This window comes from Candidatus Njordibacter sp. Uisw_002, from assembly GCF_047730155.1.
In the GTDB taxonomy this organism is placed as follows: Bacteria; Pseudomonadota; Gammaproteobacteria; order Pseudomonadales; family Balneatricaceae; genus Njordibacter.
Genome location: NZ_CP159832.1, coordinates 1358212 through 1378570, shown reverse-complemented (window position 1 = coordinate 1378570; position 20359 = coordinate 1358212). Strand labels below are relative to the sequence as shown.

Sequence of the window (20359 nt, the reverse complement as noted above, 5' to 3'; positions counted from 1 at the left end):
GCTGCTATAACTAAAGTAAAAGCATAAACTAAAGCTATTCTCGCACATAGGCTTGGGTCAGGAAATAGTTTGATAGGTAAATTTCCTAGGATTATCCATGCTTTTTCACTAAACTACAGCTATGATTAATCATTCACACACATACACAAGGAACTGTTTATGAATATCGCAGATTTAGGCCAAACGTTAACCGCATTGTTTTTCTTTTTTATGGCCGTGTTGGTTATTTTAAAAGGCGTCCGCATGGTGCCTCAAGGGTTCAATTGGACTGTAGAACGTTTTGGTAAGTACACTCGCACGCTAAGTCCGGGGCTACATATCTTAGTGCCATTTATTGACACCATCGGACAAAAGCTCAATATGATGGAGCAGGTGCTAGATGTAGATCCACAAGAAATTATTTCATCAGACAATGCGCAAGTAATGACCGATGCCGTATGCTTTTATCAAGTGCAAGATGCCGCTAAAGCTGCGTATGAAGTGAACGACTTACAGCGTGCAATGAAAGCCTTGGTAATGACCAATATTCGTGCCGTTTTGGGCTCTATGGAACTGGATGAAATGTTATCCAACCGAGAGCGCATCAACAGTAGTTTGTTGGCAAAGGTAGATGACATTACTGACCCTTGGGGTATTAAAGTCACTCGTATCGAAATTAAAGACATTGCACCCCCACAAGACTTAGTGACGGCGATGGCTAGGCAAATGAAAGCTGAGCGTGAAAAACGAGCACAAATCTTGGAAGCCGAAGGTGAAAAAGAAGCAGCAATCAAGGTGGCCGAAGGGCAAAAACAATCAGAAATCCTTAAAGCAGAAGGGCAGCTAGAAGCGGCTAAGCGTGAAGCAGAGGCCCGTGAGCGGTTGGCACAAGCTGAAGCTAAGGCGACGCAAATGGTGTCTGAAGCCATTCAAAATGGTGATTCTAGAGCAGTGAACTACTTTATCGCCCAAAAATACATTGACGCGTTGGGTAAGTTGGCAGCTTCTGACAATAATAAAGTAATGATGATTCCTCTGGAAGCTACCAGTATGATTGGCTCCATCTCAGGTATCACTGAGCTTGTTAAAGATATGGGTACTAAAACATCATGATAGAGTTTTTTGAAACCATGCAATTTTGGCACTGGATTATTTTAGCCATTGTTTTAATTGCTTTGGAAATTTTAGGTGCTACAGGGTTTTTGTTGGGCACTGTTATGGCCGCCTTCGAGCTGGCACTGATCAGCTATATTTGGCCTGATTTATCATGGCAAAAGCAGCTTGGTTTGTTTGCCGTTTTGTCCATCGCTTGCTCGGTGTGGTTTTGGTATCGTTTTAAAAGCTTCAGTCAAGACACAGATCATCCCAAACTCAATGATCGCGCTGCACAGTTGATTGGTCGTGAGTTTGCTCTAACACAGCAAATGACAGGCGGCCAAGGCAAAATGCAAGTAGGCGATACCCTATGGCGTGTAGAGTCTGAAACTAACCTTCCTGTGGGTACTCAAGTAAAAGTGACAGGCTCCAGAGATATGGTGTTGTTGATCGTTAAAGCCTCAGCATAAGCTCATCTGTTATAACAATAATAAATATTACTGATAATAACTCATTAGCCTTGGGGCTCTGTTATAATATTGGCCAAATTTACAGATGTGGCGTTATAACAGTGCCTTGATTCGCTGCTGTGTAACCTAGTGTCGCTTTAAACTAAATGAGCTTAGTTATTGTAGTTATCATGCACCATTGAATAAGACTTTAGTTTAACTGTGTTTGAAATAACAAACATGGTGGTATAGATTTTTAATCTTAGTAGTTTATGTCCCCTGTATTAGGGATTTCATTTTTTGGGAGTTAAGTAATGTTTAATAAGACTGATCGTATTAGTGATTTTGACCCAGAAGTTTGGGCCGGTATTCAAGAAGAAGAGCAGCGTCAAGAAGATCACGTGGAGCTAATCGCGTCTGAAAACTATACCAGCACCCGAGTAATGGAAGCCCAAGGCTCTGGCTTAACCAACAAGTACGCTGAAGGCTACCCTCATAAGCGTTACTACGGTGGTTGTGAATTTGTAGACAAGGTAGAAGTATTGGCTATCGATCGCGCTAAAGAGCTATTTGGTGCAGACTACGCTAACGTGCAGCCTCACTCTGGTTCACAAGCCAACGCTGCTGTATATCAAGCTTTAGTTTCTCCTGGTGATACCATTTTGGGTATGAGCTTGGCCCATGGTGGCCACTTAACTCATGGCTCACATGTAAACTTTTCTGGCAAAAACTACAACGCTATCCAATATGGCTTAAACGAAGCGGGCACACTAGATTACGAAGAAATTCAACGTTTAGCAACGCAGCATCAGCCGAAAATGATCGTAGCAGGTTTTTCTGCCTACTCTCAGGTGATGGATTGGAGCAAGTTTCGTGACATCGCAGACAGCGTAGGCGCATACCTTTTTGTAGACATGGCTCACGTGGCAGGCTTGGTAGCTACAGGGCATTACCCTAGCCCAATGAAATATGCTGATGTTGTGACCACTACTACACATAAAACGCTACGTGGCCCACGAGGCGGTTTGATTCTTGCTAGAGCTAACGAAGCTCTAGAGAAGAAATTTAACTCAGCGGTATTCCCAGGCCAGCAAGGCGGCCCTCTAATGCATGTAATCGCAGCTAAGGCTGTGGCATTTAAAGAAGCCCTAGAGCCAGAATTTACTGAATATCAAGGCCAAGTTTGTGCCAATGCTAAGGTGATGGCGCAAGTGTTCCAAGCCCGTGGTTATAAGATCGTTTCAGGCGGCACGCAGAACCACTTAATGCTAGTAGACCTAATTGCTAAAGGCATTACGGGTAAGGCTGCTGACGCTGCTTTAGGCAAGGCTCACATCACAGTGAACAAAAACTCTGTACCTAACGACCCACAGTCTCCATTTGTAACTTCAGGTATCCGTGTAGGCACACCTGCTGTAACTTCTCGTGGCTTTGGTGCTGATGAAGTACGTGACCTTACAGGCTGGATGTGTGACGTAATGGACAATATCGACGACGAAGCGGTTAATACCCAAGTGCGCGATAAAGTATCAGCACTTTGTGCACGTTTCCCTGTTTATAAGTAAGCGTTTGTAAAGCAGTAAAAAGGCCTCAATAGGGGCCTTTTTTATGCCCGGCGTTTGTTGTATCGTTGGGTGAAAAGGGCGGTTTTAGTTTTTACTAATGAAATAGCTATTAACAAATAATCAACACATCTAATGTGAGAGGTAAATCATGGCAAAGTTTGAGCCAATTCTTGAGCGAGCACTTTTTCGCAAGGGCGGCGAAAGGGGGCTTGAGGCCATGATCTATGAGCCCTTACCAAAGGCCCACTTTTTGTCCCAAGCTGATGCCCGCTTTTTATCCATGATGACCAAGGTGGTGTTTCAAGCAGGCTTTGTGTGGCGCGTGATTGAAAACAAATGGGAAGACTTTGAAACCGTATTTTTTGGTTTTGAGCCTGAAAAAATAATCTTATTAAGCCCAGAGCAGCTAGAAAAGTTTGGTACTGATAAACGCATCGTGCGCAATATGCAAAAAATAATGAGTGTGCCGCAAAACGCTAGTTACATTGTAGACATTGGCATGGAGCACAAAAGCTATGCTGCATTTTTGGCGCAGTGGCCAAAAGAAGACCTCATAGGCCTTTATAGCCATTTAAAGAAAGTAGGTTGTCGCTTAGGGGGCATGAGTGGCCCGCGCATGCTGCGCCAAATGGGGCTAGACACTTTTATGCTCACCCAAGACGTAGTCACTTGTTTACAAGGTGCAGGCATAGACGTAGCCAATGTACCCACAAACAAAACAGACCTAGCCAAAGTGCAACGCTGCTTTAATGAGTGGCATGACAAAACAGGCTTTTCTTTCAATCGGCTAAGCCGTATTTGCGCAAGCTCTGTGGGTGAAAATTACACGCCCTCGTAAACCTAATACACAAATCAAAAGTAGACGCGCATTAAAAAGGCCTCAATGAGGCCTTGATGCAGTGTTTTATGTTACCTACTTTTATGCAGCAGGTAGCTCTACGTTGTTATGGCGGCACGCAGCAACCATAGTGTTATAAAGCAAACATGCAATAGTCATTGGGCCCACACCACCTGGAACAGGGGTGATTGCGCCAGCTACTTTTTGCGCACTTTCAAAATGTACGTCGCCCACCAGCTTGGTTTTGCCGTCTTCCAATTGAATGCGGTTAATACCCACGTCGATCACTGTAGCGCCAGGCTTAATCCAATCGCCTTTCACAAGCTCTGGCACGCCTACTGCGGCCACTACAATGTCGGCTGCACGTACTACGTCTTCAATGTTTTTAGTGCGTGAGTGGGCCATGGTTACGGTACAGCTTTGCTGTAGTAACAGGTTAAACATAGGCTTGCCCACAATGTTAGAGCGGCCCACTACCACAGCGGTCATGCCCGTTAGGTCACCATGGTAATCTTGTAGCATCATCAAGCTGCCCAGTGGAGTGCAAGGAACCATGCCCTTACCACCAGTGGATAACATACCTACGTTAATGGGGTGGAAGCCGTCCACGTCTTTGGCGGGGTCTATGGCTTCTAATACCTTGGCAGAGTCTATGTGCTTAGGTAAAGGTAGCTGCACCAAAATACCGTTGATGGCAGGGTCATTGTTCATTTCATTGATAAGGTTAAGTAGAAACTCTTGAGAAGTAGTGTCTTCTAGTTTGTGCTCAATAGAGGTAATACCACACTCTTTAGCCTGCTTGCCTTTGCTACGCACATACACTTGGCTGGCTGGATCTTCACCCACTAGCACAACGGCTAAGCCTGGAACGATGTTGTGGTCTGCTTTAATAGAAGCAATTTGACCGGTCATTTTTTCACGTAATTTAGCAGCAAACTGCTTGCCGTCGATAAGGTGTGCCATGATGGATAGCTCATGTTGGTGATAAAAAAACAGTCTAATTGAGGGTTGCTCAATGATAGACCTACTCGTTACGGGCTATTTTATATTAATTTCCATTAGCATGTTAGGCCGTTGCCCTGACAGAACTGATCACAAGCGTGAATGCAGATCGATCGTAGTATGAATTTCATTCAGGCCACATGGATAATAATCACGCAAGGCATGGGTTTGCCAGTGTTACAATAGTTTGTGGCTTTGAAGTAACTGGATGTCTAAAGAGTCGCGTTTCGATAACGCTTTGTCGTAGGCAAGTTAGCTCAAAAAGGCCATCCTAGATAATCTAGCGGCCTATATTGCCATTCGTTGAAGCCTCAATGTAATGCCATGTTTATTGTAGGAGTACAATTTATGTCCGAAGACCAGTACGAAGAAGATCTTGACCTTAATAGTCTTAGTGATGAAGATCTTACGGCACAAATGCACGACGACCTCTATGATGGCATGGAAGACGAAATTGCTGAGGGAACTAACATATTGTTAGGCCGTGATTGGTCACCAGACAGAGTGTTAAATGAAGCCTTAGTAGGCGGCATGAATATTGTAGGTATAGACTTTCGTGACGGCATTTTGTTTGTACCCGAAGTGCTAATGGCTGCAAACGCAATGAAAGCGGGCATGAAAATATTACGCCCTTTGCTAGCTGAAACAGGCGCATTGCCTGTAGGTAAGGCTGTTATAGGCACAGTGAAAGGCGATATCCACGACATTGGTAAGAACCTTGTAGCTATGATGTGGGAAGGTGCTGGATTTGAAGTGATTGACTTGGGTATTAACTGCCCAGCAGATAAGTTCATTGCAGCCTTAGAAGAGCATAAGCCAGACATCTTAGGTATGTCAGCATTATTGACTACTACCATGCCTTACATGAAAGTGGTTATAGACACCATGAAAGAGCAGGGTATTCGTGATGACTTTATTATTCTTGTAGGTGGTGCTCCACTTAACGAAGAGTTTGGTGATGCAGTTGGCGCAGACGCCTATTGTCGTGATGCTGCTGTTGCTGTAGAAACTGCAAAGAAGTTCATCGCAACAAAGCGCGCAGCTTAATTTATAAAGAGGTGACCATGCAGCCTGCTAGCTTGCTTGTGATTACCTGTGGTGCCATTGCTAGAGAAGTGATGGCAGTTGCAAAAAATGCGGGCTGGCAAAACTTAAAAGTAACGCAAATCCCTGCTGAGCTTCATAACAGACCTGATAAAATACCGGCAGCCGTTGAAGAGCGGCTGGCAGCTTATGCTGCAGATTATGATCATGTGTTTGCAGCATTTGGGGATTGTGGTACCGGAGGAATGTTAGATAAAGTGTTGGAAAAATATAACATTCAACGTTTATCTGGGGCCCATTGTTATGAGTTTTATAGTGGCAGTGAAAATTTTGCGGCCATGTCAGAGCGTGAGCTAGGCACATTTTACCTAACTGATTATCTGGCCAAACATTTTGAACAACTCATCATGGAAGGTATGGGTTTAAACAAACATCCCAAACTTATAGAAGTGATGTTTGCACATTATACAAAGTTAGTTTATTTGGTGCAGGAGCCTAATCGGCAGCTTGATCAGTGTGCACAAGAGGCGGCAAAAAAATTAGGTTTAAAATACGAGCGAATAGAAACTGGTTACGGTCAAATGGCCCAAGAACTAAGCGCTCATTATAGTAAATACACAGAACAGGTAATAAAATGGCCAAATTAACCATCGTTATGTGGCGCGATATTCCCGCCCAAGTCATTGTGAAGCAAGGCCGCACCAGTGCAAAGCGTCCGTTAGAAGAGCGCTTTGAAAAAGCGATAGACAAAGCCGCCATGCGTGCTGGCCTATACGGCAGTGATGGTTACTTGCAAGAATGGCGTCGTGACACCAAAGCTTGTGGTGATGACCTAGAGACCGTGTTAGAAGCTACTATAAAGCAGATAGAAACAGACTACACAGATGAACGCTTAGCCACACTAGTAGCTGCAGGCGGCATTGCCCAGTAGTTGGTGATCCAACTATCCCTATATTTTTGGAGATGTATCCATGGCACTTAATGCCGTTGCAGAAAAACAAGCCATAATTGACTTGATGCAAAAAACAACTGTAGAGGTTACGCCAGGTGGCGCGGCCAAAGTGGCAGACTTTAAAGAACTACTGCGCCCAGGATGCACTGTTTACGTTACTTTTTTACCTGGCTCAGATTTTTCAGACACTGTGGCTACGGTGCGCCGTTTAAAAGACGAAGGCTTTAATCCTGTGCCTCATTTTGCGGCTCGCTCTATACCTTCTGCCAAATTTTTAGAAGAAAATCTTGCTTCCCTACAAGGTGAAACAGGTGTAACTGAAGGGTTGTTAATTGGTGGTGGTGTGACTACCCCTGTGGGTGATTTTGGTTCTTCTATTGAAGTGCTTCAAACAGGCTTGTTTGAAAAGTATGGCATTTTGAAAATGGGTCTAGCTGGGCATCCAGAAGGTAGTCCAGATATTAGTCCAGCTGATTGCGCCTTAGCGATTAAACAAAAGAACGACTTTGCTAAGCAAACCGATTTGAGTCTATATTTAGCTACTCAGTTTGTATTTGAAGCCGAGCCTATTTTTGCTTGGGAGCGTGAAATTCGCGCTGCAGGTAATGAGCTACCTATTCATATAGGTGTGCCAGGCCTTGCCACTATTAAAACCTTAATGCGCCACGCTGCTCATTGTGGTGTAGGAGCTTCAGTGCGGTTTTTAACACGCAACCCTATGAACATGATAAAGCTGGGTTTAAAAGATTCCTTTTTGGGCCAGTATGTTAATGCACCATCTTCTGAGCCAAGCCAGCTGATGCGCGATATTGTTACAGGCATGCATAATGATCCAGATTGTTTGATTGCCCAATGTCATTTGTATCCATTGGGTGGCTTAAAGAAATCTGCTGCATGGATGTATGACGTACAAGATGGAAAGTTTGAACTCAACGGTAAAGGCTTCACCGTTAACTCGTAATTATTTTTTGGGTCAGGAAACTGACCTTTATTAGACACTAAAGTAGGAATTTGAAATGACTGATACGATTATCAGCTCCGCTAGCCAAGAAGTTGTCATTGGTTTTGATCGTCCGTTTGCCGTGATTGGTGAGCGTATTAACCCCACTGGTCGTAAGTTGTTGGCCGAAGAAATGAAAAATGGTGACTTTAGCCGGGTAGAAGCTGATGCGTTAGCACAAGTTGCTGCAGGTGCTACCATTTTGGATATCAATGCGGGTATTCCACTAGCAGATGAACCTGCTATTTTGGCAAAAACCATTCAGTTGGTTCAAGCGTTGGTGGATGTGCCATTGTGTATCGACTCATCGATTATTGAAGCCCTAGAAGCTGGCCTTGCTGTATATAAGGGTAAGGCGCTTTTGAACTCTGTAACGGGTGAAGATGAGTCCTTGGATCGTGTATTGCCATTGGTAAAGAAATACGGCGCAGCTGTGGTTGCCATCTCAAATGATGAGACAGGTATTTCACAAGACATCAATGTGCGTTTTGAAGTAGCTAAGAAGATTGTACAACGAGCTGCAGACTATGGCATTCCAGCGTGTGACGTAGTAGTAGATCCATTGGTTATGCCTGTAGGGGCAATTAATACATCAGGTCGTCAGGTGATGGAACTAGTGCATCGCTTGCGCACTGAGCTTAAAGTGAACACTACATGTGGTGCGTCTAACTTTAGCTTTGGCTTACCAAACCGCAACGGTGTTAACTGTGCATTTATTGCCTGTGCTGTTGCCTCAGGCATGACTTCTGCTATCATCAACCCAATGCACCCAGAAGTAATGTTGGGAGTACGCGGTGGTAACTTAATGATGGGTCATGACCCTGAATGTAAGGACTGGATTGACGCTTACCGAGATCGCAGCGCTGTAGGTGTTGGCTCTCGTGGAGGTCGCACTGGCGGCCGTCGTCGCAGCTCCTAGCAGGCGCGCGAAGGCATTGGCGAAAATAAATAATTAAAAGGGCCCGTGGGCCCTTTTTTGTGCAAAATTAAAACATTAATATATGGGGTTAAATTATCCAACCCTATGATCACACGTTGAGATGACACTATGAGTCAAACTAATACCGATGATGCTTTAGTCGTATTCACTCCTTCTGGCAAGCGCGGGCGTTTTCCTGTGGGCACACCATTATTGCAAGCGGCTCGTTATCTTAATGTTGATATAGATTCTGTATGCGGCGGTAGGGGTATTTGTGGTCGTTGCCAAATTTTGGTCAGTGAGGGTGATTTTTCAAAGTTTGGCATCACTTCCACTGCACAAAGTTTAGAGCCTATTACGGCGCCTGAGCTTAAATTTGCGCAGCGCCGTGAGCTTAAACCTGGAAGGCGTTTAAGCTGCCACACTAAGGTGCTTAATGACATCGTGGTGGATGTGCCTGCTGAAAGCCAAGTGCACCAACAAATGGTGCGCAAAGAAGCAGAAATACATGATATCGAGATTAATCCGTTAGTGCGCTTGTATTATGTAGAAGTGCAAGAGCCAGATATGCACGACCCATCAGGTGATCTAAGGCGTTTATTAAATGCGTTAGAGGCTGATTGGCAGCTGCTTAACTTGTCTTATGATGTGGCTCTTTTAAGCACCATACAGCCCATTTTAAGAGCTGGGAAGTGGGGCGTAACTGTGGCTGTGCGCCAAGGCGAACAAATTGTTGCACTTTGGCCTGGCTTAAAGGATGCGGTCTATGGTGTTGCTGTAGATGTAGGCTCCACTACTATTGCTGCTCATTTGTGTAACTTGTCTAGTGGTGAAATATTAGCCAGCTCTGGTGCTATGAACCCTCAGATTCGTTTTGGCGAAGACCTAATGAGTCGGGTGTCTTATGTGATGATGAACCCAGGCGGCGAAGTGGATATGACCAATGCCGTGCGCGAATCACTTAATGGCTTGGTTAAAGATCTGGTTAAGCAGGCTGAATGTGAAGTGACAGATTTATTAGAAATCACTTTTGTTGCCAACCCTATCATGCATCATTTGTTATTGGGTATTAATCCTGTAGAGCTAGGTGGTGCACCTTTTGCTTTGGCGACAGACATGGCCGTGCATACATTGTCACGTGACATAGGTGTGCATTTAAACCCGCAGGCAAGGGCCTATTTGTTGCCATGTATTGCAGGGCATGTGGGAGCAGATACAGCAGGCATGGTGTTAGCAGAAGAGCCATATAACCATGATGAAATGACCTTGCTAGTGGATGTAGGCACCAACGCAGAGATAGTGTTGGGTAATCGCCACCGTTTAGTAGCATGTTCAAGCCCCACAGGCCCTGCTTTTGAAGGTGCTCAAATAAGCTGTGGTCAGCGCGCGGCAGCAGGCGCTATAGAACGCATTAGGGTCGACCCCATTACTTTAGAGCCGCGTTTTCAGGTGATTGGCTGTGAGTTGTGGTCTGATGAGCCAGGCTTTGATGAAGCCACCGAAAAAACAGGCATTACAGGCATCTGTGGCTCTGGCATTATTGAGGTGGTGGCTGAAATGTATTTATCAGGCGTCATCACTCAAGATGGTGTTGTCGATGGCTCTATGGCTAGTGTTAATCCGCGCATTCAACCAGACGGTCGTACTTTTTCATACGAAATAATGCCTGCCACCGAAACTCGTGGCGCCGTTAAAATAATGCAAAATGATGTGCGCGCCATTCAGCTGGCCAAAGCTGCACTGTATGCTGGTATAAAGTTGCTGATGCAGTATCAGCAGGTAGATAAGGTAGACCGTATTCGTTTTGCGGGAGCTTTTGGTAGCCATATAGATGTGAAATACGCTATGGTGTTGGGCTTAATTCCAGACTGTGCGCTAGATCAGGTGTCCTCAGCAGGTAACGCTGCTGGAACAGGTGCTAGAATAGCGTTGCTTAACGAGCTATCTCGCGCAGAAATTGAGCAGGTTGTGCGCAATATTGAAAAAATAGAAACCGCAGTAGAGCCAGATTTTCAGCAATTATTTATTGATGCCATGGCTTTTCCAAATAAGGTAGACGCTTTTCCAGAGTTAGAAAAAGTAGTCACCTTGCCAGCACTTAAGGAGACTAGCCCTGTAACTGAAGGGGGTGAAAAGAAACGCCGCCGTCGCAGAGGGTAACCGCACTATGCAAACTAATAACCGTGCCCGTGTGGGCGTGATGATAGGCATCGCACTTAAACTTTTTAAGAGCGTTAAGGTGATTAAAGTGGCCCTAGTGGCCATGGCATTATCTGGCTGGACTATTATGCTCAGCTTTGAATTTGCCGTCACTCTGCTTGGCATTTTGATGTTTCATGAGTATGGCCATATTCGTGCCATGAAGCATTTTGGTATACCCACAAAGGGTATTTACATTATTCCATTTGTGGGTGGGATAGCAGTGGGAGATGCGCCTAAAACCCATTGGCAAGATTTGTATATCTCTATGATGGGGCCAGTGTTTGGTCTGGTTATGAGTGTGGCCTTTTTTATAGGTTTTTTGCTTACTGATAACCACTTTGTGGGGCTTGTTGCTTCTGTTAGCGCTTTGATCAACCTAGTAAACCTGCTGCCAATCTACCCGTTAGACGGTGGCCGTGTCATAAAAGCCTTGGTTTATTCAGGCCGCAGCCGCTTTATTTATGTTGGTTTGGTGGTTATTTCTGGGCTGCTTATTGGTTATAGCTTTACTGCAGGCTTTGCGCTAATTGGCTTCTTTGGCATTATGGGCTTAATCGACCTGCTAGGAGACTGGAATCGCTTTGATCAAGACCCTAAATTTAAGCTTAGTGCATACGGTATCGTATTTGGTTTGATTTGGTATTTGCTTACAGCAGCGGCACTGGTGGGTATGATAGTGTGGGTTGCTGCTTTAGAGCTACCAGGCAGCGAGCTTGCTTTAGCTGTGCTTAATGCGTAAACGCTATTTGCTAATGTGATGCAGCATATAGCGATTACGCAGATGGATTAATCATTCAAACGGGTTAAATGACGGGTCTATATCAGCAAAATCGCTTTCTATAACTTCTGAAACACTTTCTTGTGCTGCACGAACACTTTGCCCTGGGGAGAAACGGCGACGCTCTTCTCTTGGTGGAATACCAAAGAAGTCTCGATAACACTTAGAGAAGTGTGGAGCAGACACAAAGCCGCACGCCAAAGACACGTCAATGATAGATAAGTTGGTTTGTAATAAAAGCTGGCGAGCACGGTTAAGGCGTAGCTCTAAATAATAGCGTGAGGGCACACACTTTAGGTGTTTTTGGAATAAACGCTCTAGCTGTCGTCGTGACACACCTACATATTGTGCCAAGTCATCCAAACTAATGGTTTCTTCTAAGTTGGCCTCCATTAAGGCCACAGCTTCTATAAGTTTGGGTTGGCTGTTGCCTAGATGTAAGCGTAATGGGATGCGCTGAGTGTCATGATGGTCGCGGATGCGCTCCATAATAAACATTTCAGAAACAGCTGCGGCTAACTCTGGGCCATGATGATGACTAACAAACTGTAACATCATATCAAGTGATGAATTACCACCAGAACAGGTGAAACGGTCCCGGTCTATGGCGAATAAATTTGAAGACATTTGCACGTTGGGAAATTCTTCGCGCATGCTGGCTATATTTTCCCAATGGATGGTTGCTTTGTACCCATCAAGCAAGCCTGCTATGGCTAATAAATAGCTGCCAGTGCAGGTGGACCCTAGGCGCACCTTTGCATTGGCTGCTTTGCGTAAAAACGCTAAGGTGCTTTTGTCATAGGCACGATCTATGTGAGTGCCGCCACAAATGATCAGTGCTTCTAAATTATTTAAATTAAGCTCGTTTATGCTAATAACAGGGGTGACTTCAAAGCCTACACTGGCAGTGACAGGCGCGCCGTCCATAGACACTACTTGCCATTGGTATAGGTCTTTTTTGCTAATATAGTTGGCGCCACGAAGGCTAGCTACGGCAGACGAAAAAGTCACCATAGAGTAATTTGGTAGCTGCAAAAAAGCGTAGCGGATAGGTTTTTCTTCGGACATAATTGCCTCTTTATTTTTTTTATGCAGTGCCCTTATTTACAAATAAAGTGATGTAAAAAGTCACACTGTTATACCTATTTAATTTGTCGCATTCTAAACTAGGTTTGCCCTATTGGGAACAACATAATGCGTTGTAAGTGAATATTTATTAGGCATTGTTCACACCCAAAAATCTTACTCCAGTTTAGACTTTTCTAGTAGCGCCATAAACGCCTGCGCTGCGTTGGATAAGCTGCGCTGTGGGTGCCACACACAGCCTAATTGTCTAATAATAGGCGGGGCCAATGTGTCGATGACCTTAATTTGTGAGTTGATCAAAGTGTGGGGCAAAACGCTCCAACCCATGCCTATACCTACCATCATTCTAATGGTGTCTAAATGGTTGGTAGACATAGCCACATTTAGTGCAAGGCGTTGTCTTTCAAAATCTCCCTCTATAATACTACGGGTAAAGGTGTTGGATTTGCTTAGCAGTGCAGGAAAGCTGCTTAGCTGAGACAAATCTACACAAACTTGGCTACAAAGGGGGTGATCAGGTGCAGCCACAAACTGCATGGTGTCTTGCCAGATAGATTTTTGCTGTAGCTGAGCAAGAGGCTCTGGATTAAGCGTAATGATGCCCAGCTGCCAGCGGCCTTGTAACACTCCTTCATAGATCACTTCAGATTCTGCAAATTGAATGTCCAGCTCTACCTGAGGGTAAAGGGCAATAAACTTAGCTAAAGGCACAGGCAAGCGGTGCAAGCTTATGTGGTGGCTAGTAGCAATGCGCAGCTTACCACCCACCAAGCCTGACAAATTTGTGAGCTCGTGTGCGGTGTTGTCCATGGCATCCAATATGGCCTTGGCTTTGGGCAACAAATGCTGGCCTGCAACAGTGAGCGACACACTGCGACCAATGCGATCAAATAATTGGGTTTTTAGCTGATTTTCTAGCTTCACAATGCGCTTGCTCACCGCAGGCTGGGTGAGAAACAGCTCATCTGCAGCGCGTGAAAACGAACCATGTTCGGCGACCGCCATAAAGGCTTTTAATGCAAGACTATCCATGTCCAAAGAATACCTGTTTAAACCTTAAAACGACATTCAAATTTTTCTTACTTATTTTCTGCAAATTATCAAATATGGTCTATAACTACTAGATAGGTTTTTAAAGCGCGCGTGTCTGGCTACACGGCCTTAGCACACAATATAAATTGAATACTATATTCACAAATCACTACGCTGGAGCAAGTAATGCAGACAATAACCACAGTAAAGTATAAGGATAGCGCTATGGCATTAAGCCAGATGTTGCACCCCACCAAACGCATGACTATGTCATGGCGTTTGGGCCTGTTAAGCCTAGCAGTAATGTTTGCTGGGCCTTTGCAGGCTGATTTTCAACCAGCAACGCACGATCAACTTTTCACAGAGCTAGCTATAGATCACCCAGCTGGAGGCTCTATCTTCACGCCAGACCCTTACCAGTGGGTAGTGACCAGTGCCTTTGCCAAGCAGTTTGGCATGCCAGAGCGCTGGGTAGATGATTCACTCATCGGGGCAGAAGCCATTGCATACAAAATAGTGACTAGTCATATCCCGATGTGTGGATTTTTTAGTGATGCAAACGCCTGCATACCGATTCAATCTTGGTTTTTTGATTTTTACGTTAAAAAAGAAGCCAATTTACCTTGGAAAGATGAAAGCCCTCATGGGATTAGACAACTGGCAGGACATTTATCCACGTTTTTTTTGAACCATCAAAATAAGGAGCAGAAGCAGGCATATGATGAAAATTTCCCAAAAAACCATAATAACTATGCGTCGCGGATAGGTTTGGATAATGCCTATTTTGTAAATGACTATAATGAAAAAACGGGCCTAGATAGGAAAAACCTAAATGCACGCTATGCTAAATTGGAAACCTTTGACCGAGAGTTTGCCTATGGCATGGATTTTTTTAGCGTAGATGCTTGCTACGAGGTTCAATACAAAACTAACCAACGTTTAGAGTTCGTTGTGAAAGAAGCATCAGTCATGAACAATGTGCCCACGCAATATTATGACACTAAAGTATGGAAGATTCCCCTTCGGCACCACATCAAATTCCCAAAGGCATATGTGGCAAAGTTGCATGCATATTATAAGAAAAATTACGGTAATGACTTAGTCGACTTAGCTAAGAACAGACTTAAACTAGGCGAGTAAAAAGATCGCTTAATTTAATGGTGGATCATAGCAAGGTGACTAGCTAATACCCTTGCATGAGTATTTGAGTGGATAATAAAAGGAAATCCAAATATTTCTTACTTATTTTCTGCAAATTATCAAACATGCTCTATAACTACTAGATAGGTTTTTAAAGGAATTTCACCATCGTTAACATGACTAAAGATCAACTCAACAAAGAGAGTAATGAACACCCCAAGAAAAGGATTTTTTCCTTAGGGCTGTTTTTCCGAATAGTGTTGGCTAGCCTGCTTATTTTCAGCTTTATCAAAGCTGACCCTCACTTTTTCAACCACTTTAAACCCGGTTTTTATTTCGAAAAATACGACCCACAAGGCTTTGAAGCGCTACGTGAAGAGCTGCTCACCTTGCACCCCAAAGGCTCTGATGTAAAAGCACTGGGCGTTACTTTACAAAAAGCAGGTGCCTCAGCTTTTGAAGATAAGCCGAGGCAAACACCAAGTTGGCAACTAAAAAGTTATGTGGATATTGGGTCTGGCTTAGATGCAGAAAGGGCGGGCGATGTGGCGATGAAGAAGTTTTTTTCCTCTGGATACCACGACAGCCCAGATAATCTGTTTAACGTAGCTTGGGTTTTATACATAGAGGTGGATGATTCGACTACAAAAATTGTGGATATCACAGGCACCAAGCGTGGAACGGTCAAATAACAGTTGTTTAAAAAGGAGAATATCATGGCAACATTAGAGATAAGAGCAAGGCAGAAAGAAGCCCAAGCATCCACAGAAAAAAAGGTAGAGGAAGCTGCCGATGCGCAATAAGCTAGCGCAAACACCCCCAATGCACAATACACCACCTTCACTGCTAATGGCCAAAATGTAAAACAACACGTAACTACATTTTTTGGCTTATTTTCTGCAAAACCATTAAATAGAATCTATAACGATTAGATAGGTTTTTAAAGGGTTATCACCATCGTTAACATGACAAAAGATCAACTCAAAAAAGAGAGTAATGAACACCCCAAGAAAAGGGTTTTTTCCTTAGGGCTGTTTTTCCGAATAGTGTTGGCTAGCCTGCTTATTTTCAGCTTTATCAAAGCTGACTCTCACTTTTTTAACCACTTTAAACCCGGTTTTTATTTCGAAAAATACGACCCACAAGGCTTTGAAGCGCTACGTGAAGAGCTGCTCACCTTGCACCCCAAAGGCTCTGATGTAAAAGCACTGGGCGTTACTTTACAAAAAGCAGGTGCCTCAGCTTTTGAAGATAAGCCGAGGCAAACACCAAGTTGGCAACTAAAAAGTTATGTGGATATTGGGTCTGGCTTAGATGCAGAAAGGGCGGGCGATGTGGCGATGAAGAAGTTTTTTAAAATTGGGTACCACGACAGCCCAGATAATCTGTTTAACGTAGTTTGGGTTTTATACATAGAGGTGGATGATTCGGCTACAAAAATTGTGGATATCACAGGCACCAAGCGTGGAACGGTCAAATAACAGTTGTTTAAAAAGGAGAATATCATGGCAACATTAGAGATAAGAGCAAGGCATGTAGATGGCACGTTTGAAAATGCTCAGCATTTATATTGGCTTTACACCAATGATGCAGGTGAGCAATACTCGTTCAGCGGGTTTCCTGGTGACAACGGCAACTTTAGTATGTTTTATGAAAACATATTGGTGGTAGATAAGGCTTATGTTGTCGAAAATGATGACTTTGATAGCGATGGCTCTCATTTTAAGTCAGCCAATGTTTTTGAAGGCACCGATGCGCAGGTTGAAGCTAAGGTGGATCTTATGAGAGCCGAACTTACGCATATAAACAATGGCGACAATGACTATAACCTTCTTAATTAAGTATGCTTTTAATGTCGATAACTACTATATGTGCTATTCAGCCTATAAAGTGGTTATCGATAACTAAATGGAATGATAAAATAAATAAATTGGAATTAGAGTTATCCTTTAAGCATGGGTATAATGAAGGCCTACATACCTAAATGCAGGATGACACATGGCTAGTAAAACTTTATACGACAAATTATGGGATGCACATCTTGTTAAACAACAAGATGACGGCAGCTGTTTAATCTATATTGATCGTCATTTGTTGCACGAGGTGACTTCTCCTCAAGCCTTTGAAGGGCTGCGCATTGCGGGCCGCAAGCCATGGCGCATAGACACCAATTTGGCAACGCCAGATCACAATGTGCCTACTACTTCAAATGAGCGCTCTATTGGCGTTGATGGCATTGAAGACCCAGTGTCTAAGATTCAAGTGGTTACCTTGGGTGACAACTGTGATGAATTTGGTATTACCGAATTTAAAATGCAAGACACCCGCCAAGGTATAGTGCACGTGGTAGGGCCAGAACAAGGCGCTACGCTACCAGGCATGACCGTGGTATGTGGTGACTCTCATACAGCCACCCACGGCGCTATGGGCGCATTGGCTCATGGCATTGGCACCTCTGAGGTGGAGCATGTGTTGGCGACTCAGTGCCTTATTCAAAAGAAATCTCAAAACATGCTAGTGCGTGTAGATGGCAAGCTTGGCGAGGGTGTCACGCCTAAAGACGTGGTGTTGGCTATTATAGGTGTAATAGGCACTGCTGGCGGCACAGGCTATGCCATTGAGTTTGGTGGTGATGTCTTTGAAAGCATGTCTATGGAAGGCCGCATGACCGTGTGCAATATGGCCATTGAAGCCGGTGCACGTGTGGGTATGGTTGGGGTAGACCAAATTACCATTGATTATGTAGAAGGGCGTCCTTTTTCTCCTAAAGGGGCAAACTGGGACTTAGCCGTGGCAGCATGGCAAGATTTACACTCAGATGCAGACGCCGAATTTGACCACGTAGTGGTGTTAGACGGCGCTGCTATTGCGCCTCAAGTCACTTGGGGCACCTCACCTGAAATGGTATTACCTGTGTTTGGCAATGTGCCCAACCCCGCCAAAGAAAAAGACGCAGCTAAAGCCTCGGGCATGGCTCGTGCGCTTGAATACATGGGGCTAAAGGCTGATCAAGCCATTACAGACATTCAGCTAGATCGTGTATTCATAGGCTCTTGCACCAATAGCCGTATTGAAGACCTACGTGCTGCAGCTGCAGTGGTAGAGGGCCGCCAAGTGGCTAAAACCTTAAAGCAAGCGCTAGTAGTGCCAGGCTCTGGTCTAGTAAAGGCCCAAGCAGAAGCCGAAGGCTTGCACACTATTTTCACCAATGCTGGACTTGAATGGCGCGAGCCAGGCTGCTCTATGTGTTTGGCTATGAATGCTGATAAATTGGGCGCAGGGGAGCATTGCGCATCCACCTCTAACCGCAATTTTGAAGGCCGCCAAGGCTTTGGTGGGCGCACTCATTTAGTGAGCCCTGCTATGGCAGCTGCCGCAGCTATTGCCGGACATTTTGTAGACGTACGCACGTTTAATTGATAACAGATCATGGAGCAGTAATTAGATGCAAGCATTTACACAGTTAACAGGCATCACCGCACCTTTGGATAGAGCCAATGTTGATACAGACATGATCATTCCAAAGCAGTTTTTAAAGTCGATTAAGCGCTCTGGTTTTGGGCCTAATCTTTTTGATGAGTTGCGCTACTTAGATGAAGGGCAGCCTGACCAAGATTCATCGGGAAGGCCCATTAACCCTGACTTTGTGCTAAATTTACCACGCTACAAAGGTGCTAAGATTCTCTTAGCAAGAGACAATTTTGGCTGTGGCTCTAGTCGTGAACATGCGCCTTGGGCGTTGTTAGATTTTGGTTTTTCTTGCGTAATAGCCCCAAGTTTTGCGGATATTTTTTATAATAACTGCTTTAAAAACGGCATCTTACCGATCACACTTTTAAGTGAACAATTAGACCAGCTATTTGAAGATACGCAAGCTACATCAGGTTTCGAGCTCACCGTAGACTTGGAAGCGGGGGTGATCCAAGGCTCTAGTGCTGGCGATATTACTTTTAATATAGACAGCTTTAGGCGTCACTGTTTGCTCAATGGCTTAGATGATATAGGCCTTACTTTAGAGCAGGCCGACAACATTAAACGCTATGAGCAAAAGCGCCAACAACAAGCACCTTGGTTATTTGCCAAATAAAATAACACCTGTTTGCATGCATGCATAACACACGCACCTAATTTAAAGAGATAAATGACATGACACATAATATATTGGTTTTAGCAGGCGATGGCATTGGCCCCGAAATTGTAGCTGAAGCGCAAAAGGTATTACACATTGTTGATGGAAAATTTAATTTGGGTTTAAACATAAGCAATGCTTTAGTGGGTGGTAGTGCCATTGATGCAACGGGTGGCCCACTACCTGAGGCCACATTGGAGGCAGCTAAAGCGGCTGATGCTATTCTATTGGGCGCAGTAGGCGGGCCTAAGTGGGATGGCCTAGATATGGCCATACGTCCTGAAAAAGGTTTGCTTGGGTTGCGTTCAAACTTAAACTTATTTGGCAATTTACGACCCGCTATTTTGTACCCACAGCTAGCTGATGCTTCTAGTTTAAAGCCTGAAATTGTATCGGGTTTAGATATTCTTATTGTACGTGAGCTTACCGGGGGCATTTATTTTGGCCAGCCCCGCGGCATTCGTGTGCTAGAAAACGGTGAACGCCAAGGCTATAACACCTATGTGTATGCAGAATCAGAGATTCGTCGCATTGGTAAGGTGGCTTTTGAAGCAGCTCGTGCCCGCGGTGGCAGATTGTGTTCTGTCGATAAAGCCAACGTATTAGAAGTCACTGTGCTGTGGCGTGAAATAATGGAAGAAATGGCTGCAGATTATCCAGATGTCACACTAAGCCACATGTATGTAGACAACGCTGCTATGCAGCTAGTGCGCGCGCCCAAACAATTTGACGTTATGGTAACAGGTAACATGTTTGGCGATATATTGTCAGACGCGGCAGCCATGCTTACGGGTTCTATTGGCATGTTGCCATCGGCGTCTTTAGATGAGGCGGGTAAAGGCATGTATGAGCCTTGCCATGGCTCTGCTCCAGACATCGCAGGCCAAGGAAAAGCTAACCCATTGGCTACTATTCTATCCGCCGCCATGATGTTACGTTATACCTTAAAAGAAAGCGCCGCCGCTGATGCCATAGAAAAGGCGGTGAGTGTGGTGCTAGACCAAGGTCTGCGCACGCCAGACATTTGTGCGCTTGGCAACCAAGAAGTAGACACAAAAACCATGGGTGATGCGGTAGTTTCTGCGTTACTTAATAGCTAGTATAGATTACTATTAAATAGTATTAATTTTAGAACATTTATCATAAAAG

Annotated in this window: 21 protein-coding genes; 18 read left to right on the top strand and 3 right to left on the bottom strand. The window is 44.4% G+C overall.

All coding sequences use genetic code 11. The annotated features are described in order from the left end of the window. The first annotated feature begins 159 nt into the window (after window positions 1–159). From ABXT42_RS06575 to ABXT42_RS06560, 4 genes are all read left to right on the top strand, one after another. The gene (locus ABXT42_RS06575; RefSeq protein ID WP_443627354.1) at window positions 160–1092 is read left to right on the top strand and encodes an SPFH domain-containing protein; all 933 of its coding nucleotides are present in this window, start codon (window positions 160–162) and stop codon (window positions 1090–1092) included. After that, complete coding sequence (locus tag ABXT42_RS06570; RefSeq protein ID WP_443627353.1) at window positions 1089–1544, top strand: NfeD family protein; 456 nt, start codon at window positions 1089–1091, stop codon at window positions 1542–1544. The genes ABXT42_RS06575 and ABXT42_RS06570 overlap by 4 nt, the downstream gene beginning before the upstream one ends. A gap of 293 nt (window positions 1545–1837) precedes the next feature. Beyond that, on the top strand, window positions 1838–3088 hold the full coding sequence (gene glyA, locus ABXT42_RS06565; RefSeq protein WP_443627352.1) for a serine hydroxymethyltransferase: 1251 nt from the start codon (window positions 1838–1840) through the stop codon (window positions 3086–3088). Window positions 3089–3236: 148 nt separating this feature from the next. Next, window positions 3237–3926 carry a DNA-3-methyladenine glycosylase I gene (locus ABXT42_RS06560; RefSeq protein ID WP_443627351.1) on the top strand — a complete coding sequence of 230 codons (690 nt, stop codon included), beginning with the start codon at window positions 3237–3239 and terminating at the stop codon, window positions 3924–3926. A gap of 81 nt (window positions 3927–4007) precedes the next feature. Here ABXT42_RS06560 and folD read toward each other — a convergent pair whose 3' ends face one another. Beyond that, window positions 4008–4889: a bifunctional methylenetetrahydrofolate dehydrogenase/methenyltetrahydrofolate cyclohydrolase FolD gene (gene folD, locus ABXT42_RS06555; protein ID WP_443627350.1), complete on the bottom strand. Its 882-nt coding sequence runs from the start codon at window positions 4887–4889 to the stop codon at window positions 4008–4010. Window positions 4890–5276: 387 nt separating this feature from the next. Here folD and ABXT42_RS06550 point away from each other — a divergent pair, with 387 nt between their 5' ends. The 7 genes from ABXT42_RS06550 to ABXT42_RS06520 all read left to right on the top strand — a co-directional run bounded on the left by ABXT42_RS06550 (window position 5277) and on the right by ABXT42_RS06520 (window position 11784). Continuing rightward, the gene (locus ABXT42_RS06550) at window positions 5277–5975 is read left to right on the top strand and encodes a corrinoid protein (protein ID WP_443627349.1); all 699 of its coding nucleotides are present in this window, start codon (window positions 5277–5279) and stop codon (window positions 5973–5975) included. A 17-nt stretch (window positions 5976–5992) separates the two neighbouring features. Then, a complete protein-coding gene (locus ABXT42_RS06545; protein ID WP_443627348.1) occupies window positions 5993–6619 on the top strand; it encodes a DUF1638 domain-containing protein in 627 nt (208 codons plus the stop codon). Continuing rightward, window positions 6607–6903 (top strand): virulence factor, encoded by a 297-nt coding sequence (locus ABXT42_RS06540; RefSeq protein ID WP_443627347.1) that lies wholly within the window; start codon window positions 6607–6609, stop codon window positions 6901–6903. Before ABXT42_RS06545 ends, ABXT42_RS06540 begins: the two co-directional genes overlap by 13 nt. A gap of 40 nt (window positions 6904–6943) precedes the next feature. Continuing rightward, window positions 6944–7885, top strand: a complete 942-nt coding sequence (locus ABXT42_RS06535) for a hypothetical protein (protein WP_443627346.1) — start codon at window positions 6944–6946, stop codon at window positions 7883–7885. Window positions 7886–7940: 55 nt separating this feature from the next. Further along, window positions 7941–8843 carry a dihydropteroate synthase gene (locus tag ABXT42_RS06530; RefSeq protein WP_443627345.1) on the top strand — a complete coding sequence of 301 codons (903 nt, stop codon included), beginning with the start codon at window positions 7941–7943 and terminating at the stop codon, window positions 8841–8843. Window positions 8844–8972: 129 nt separating this feature from the next. Then, window positions 8973–11003, top strand: coding sequence for an ASKHA domain-containing protein (locus tag ABXT42_RS06525; RefSeq protein WP_443627344.1), 2031 nt, complete (start codon window positions 8973–8975; stop codon window positions 11001–11003). A 7-nt stretch (window positions 11004–11010) separates the two neighbouring features. Beyond that, the gene (locus tag ABXT42_RS06520; RefSeq protein WP_443627343.1) at window positions 11011–11784 is read left to right on the top strand and encodes a site-2 protease family protein; all 774 of its coding nucleotides are present in this window, start codon (window positions 11011–11013) and stop codon (window positions 11782–11784) included. A 51-nt stretch (window positions 11785–11835) separates the two neighbouring features. Here the strand turns inward: ABXT42_RS06520 and ABXT42_RS06515 are convergent, their stop codons facing one another. Together ABXT42_RS06515 and ABXT42_RS06510 are read right to left on the bottom strand one after the other, a co-directional pair. Continuing rightward, window positions 11836–12891 carry a GlxA family transcriptional regulator gene (locus ABXT42_RS06515; RefSeq protein ID WP_443627342.1) on the bottom strand — a complete coding sequence of 352 codons (1056 nt, stop codon included), beginning with the start codon at window positions 12889–12891 and terminating at the stop codon, window positions 11836–11838. A 174-nt stretch (window positions 12892–13065) separates the two neighbouring features. Continuing rightward, window positions 13066–13941 carry a LysR family transcriptional regulator gene (locus tag ABXT42_RS06510; protein ID WP_443627341.1) on the bottom strand — a complete coding sequence of 292 codons (876 nt, stop codon included), beginning with the start codon at window positions 13939–13941 and terminating at the stop codon, window positions 13066–13068. 186 nt (window positions 13942–14127) lie between these two features. Here ABXT42_RS06510 and ABXT42_RS06505 point away from each other — a divergent pair, with 186 nt between their 5' ends. The 7 genes from ABXT42_RS06505 (at window position 14128) to leuB (ending at window position 20310) form a co-directional block, all read left to right on the top strand. Next, on the top strand, window positions 14128–15081 hold the full coding sequence (locus ABXT42_RS06505) for a hypothetical protein (protein WP_443627340.1): 954 nt from the start codon (window positions 14128–14130) through the stop codon (window positions 15079–15081). A gap of 176 nt (window positions 15082–15257) precedes the next feature. Next, window positions 15258–15773 carry a hypothetical protein gene (locus tag ABXT42_RS06500; protein ID WP_443627339.1) on the top strand — a complete coding sequence of 172 codons (516 nt, stop codon included), beginning with the start codon at window positions 15258–15260 and terminating at the stop codon, window positions 15771–15773. Between the two features lie 273 nt (window positions 15774–16046). Beyond that, on the top strand, window positions 16047–16562 hold the full coding sequence (locus tag ABXT42_RS06495; RefSeq protein ID WP_443627338.1) for a hypothetical protein: 516 nt from the start codon (window positions 16047–16049) through the stop codon (window positions 16560–16562). Window positions 16563–16586: 24 nt separating this feature from the next. Beyond that, window positions 16587–16922 (top strand): hypothetical protein, encoded by a 336-nt coding sequence (locus ABXT42_RS06490; protein WP_443627337.1) that lies wholly within the window; start codon window positions 16587–16589, stop codon window positions 16920–16922. A gap of 157 nt (window positions 16923–17079) precedes the next feature. Beyond that, window positions 17080–18501 (top strand): 3-isopropylmalate dehydratase large subunit, encoded by a 1422-nt coding sequence (gene leuC, locus ABXT42_RS06485; protein WP_443627336.1) that lies wholly within the window; start codon window positions 17080–17082, stop codon window positions 18499–18501. Window positions 18502–18526: 25 nt separating this feature from the next. Beyond that, a complete protein-coding gene (gene leuD / locus ABXT42_RS06480; RefSeq protein ID WP_443627335.1) occupies window positions 18527–19168 on the top strand; it encodes a 3-isopropylmalate dehydratase small subunit in 642 nt (213 codons plus the stop codon). Window positions 19169–19227: 59 nt separating this feature from the next. Continuing rightward, window positions 19228–20310 (top strand): 3-isopropylmalate dehydrogenase, encoded by a 1083-nt coding sequence (gene leuB, locus ABXT42_RS06475; RefSeq protein ID WP_443627334.1) that lies wholly within the window; start codon window positions 19228–19230, stop codon window positions 20308–20310. Window positions 20311–20359 lie beyond the last annotated feature (49 nt).

Excerpts from the sequence above, each read along its gene's own strand:
- ABXT42_RS06545 (WP_443627348.1), top strand. The coding sequence starts at position 5,993 with ATGCAGCCTGCTAGCTTGCTTGTGATTACCTGTGGTGCCATTGCTAGA.
- ABXT42_RS06520 (WP_443627343.1), top strand. The coding sequence starts at position 11,011 with ATGCAAACTAATAACCGTGCCCGTGTGGGCGTGATGATAGGCATCGCA.
- ABXT42_RS06500 (WP_443627339.1), top strand. The coding sequence starts at position 15,258 with ATGACTAAAGATCAACTCAACAAAGAGAGTAATGAACACCCCAAGAAA.
- ABXT42_RS06575 (WP_443627354.1), top strand. The coding sequence starts at position 160 with ATGAATATCGCAGATTTAGGCCAAACGTTAACCGCATTGTTTTTCTTT.
- ABXT42_RS06495 (WP_443627338.1), top strand. The coding sequence starts at position 16,047 with ATGACAAAAGATCAACTCAAAAAAGAGAGTAATGAACACCCCAAGAAA.
- ABXT42_RS06525 (WP_443627344.1), top strand. The coding sequence starts at position 8,973 with ATGAGTCAAACTAATACCGATGATGCTTTAGTCGTATTCACTCCTTCT.
- ABXT42_RS06570 (WP_443627353.1), top strand. The coding sequence starts at position 1,089 with ATGATAGAGTTTTTTGAAACCATGCAATTTTGGCACTGGATTATTTTA.
- ABXT42_RS06560 (WP_443627351.1), top strand. The coding sequence starts at position 3,237 with ATGGCAAAGTTTGAGCCAATTCTTGAGCGAGCACTTTTTCGCAAGGGC.
- leuC (WP_443627336.1), top strand. The coding sequence starts at position 17,080 with ATGGCTAGTAAAACTTTATACGACAAATTATGGGATGCACATCTTGTT.
- folD (WP_443627350.1), bottom strand. The coding sequence starts at position 4,889 with ATGGCACACCTTATCGACGGCAAGCAGTTTGCTGCTAAATTACGTGAA.
- ABXT42_RS06550 (WP_443627349.1), top strand. The coding sequence starts at position 5,277 with ATGTCCGAAGACCAGTACGAAGAAGATCTTGACCTTAATAGTCTTAGT.
- ABXT42_RS06515 (WP_443627342.1), bottom strand. The coding sequence starts at position 12,891 with ATGTCCGAAGAAAAACCTATCCGCTACGCTTTTTTGCAGCTACCAAAT.
- ABXT42_RS06540 (WP_443627347.1), top strand. The coding sequence starts at position 6,607 with ATGGCCAAATTAACCATCGTTATGTGGCGCGATATTCCCGCCCAAGTC.
- ABXT42_RS06530 (WP_443627345.1), top strand. The coding sequence starts at position 7,941 with ATGACTGATACGATTATCAGCTCCGCTAGCCAAGAAGTTGTCATTGGT.
- ABXT42_RS06490 (WP_443627337.1), top strand. The coding sequence starts at position 16,587 with ATGGCAACATTAGAGATAAGAGCAAGGCATGTAGATGGCACGTTTGAA.
- leuD (WP_443627335.1), top strand. The coding sequence starts at position 18,527 with ATGCAAGCATTTACACAGTTAACAGGCATCACCGCACCTTTGGATAGA.
- leuB (WP_443627334.1), top strand. The coding sequence starts at position 19,228 with ATGACACATAATATATTGGTTTTAGCAGGCGATGGCATTGGCCCCGAA.
- ABXT42_RS06505 (WP_443627340.1), top strand. The coding sequence starts at position 14,128 with ATGCAGACAATAACCACAGTAAAGTATAAGGATAGCGCTATGGCATTA.
- glyA (WP_443627352.1), top strand. The coding sequence starts at position 1,838 with ATGTTTAATAAGACTGATCGTATTAGTGATTTTGACCCAGAAGTTTGG.
- ABXT42_RS06510 (WP_443627341.1), bottom strand. The coding sequence starts at position 13,941 with ATGGATAGTCTTGCATTAAAAGCCTTTATGGCGGTCGCCGAACATGGT.
- ABXT42_RS06535 (WP_443627346.1), top strand. The coding sequence starts at position 6,944 with ATGGCACTTAATGCCGTTGCAGAAAAACAAGCCATAATTGACTTGATG.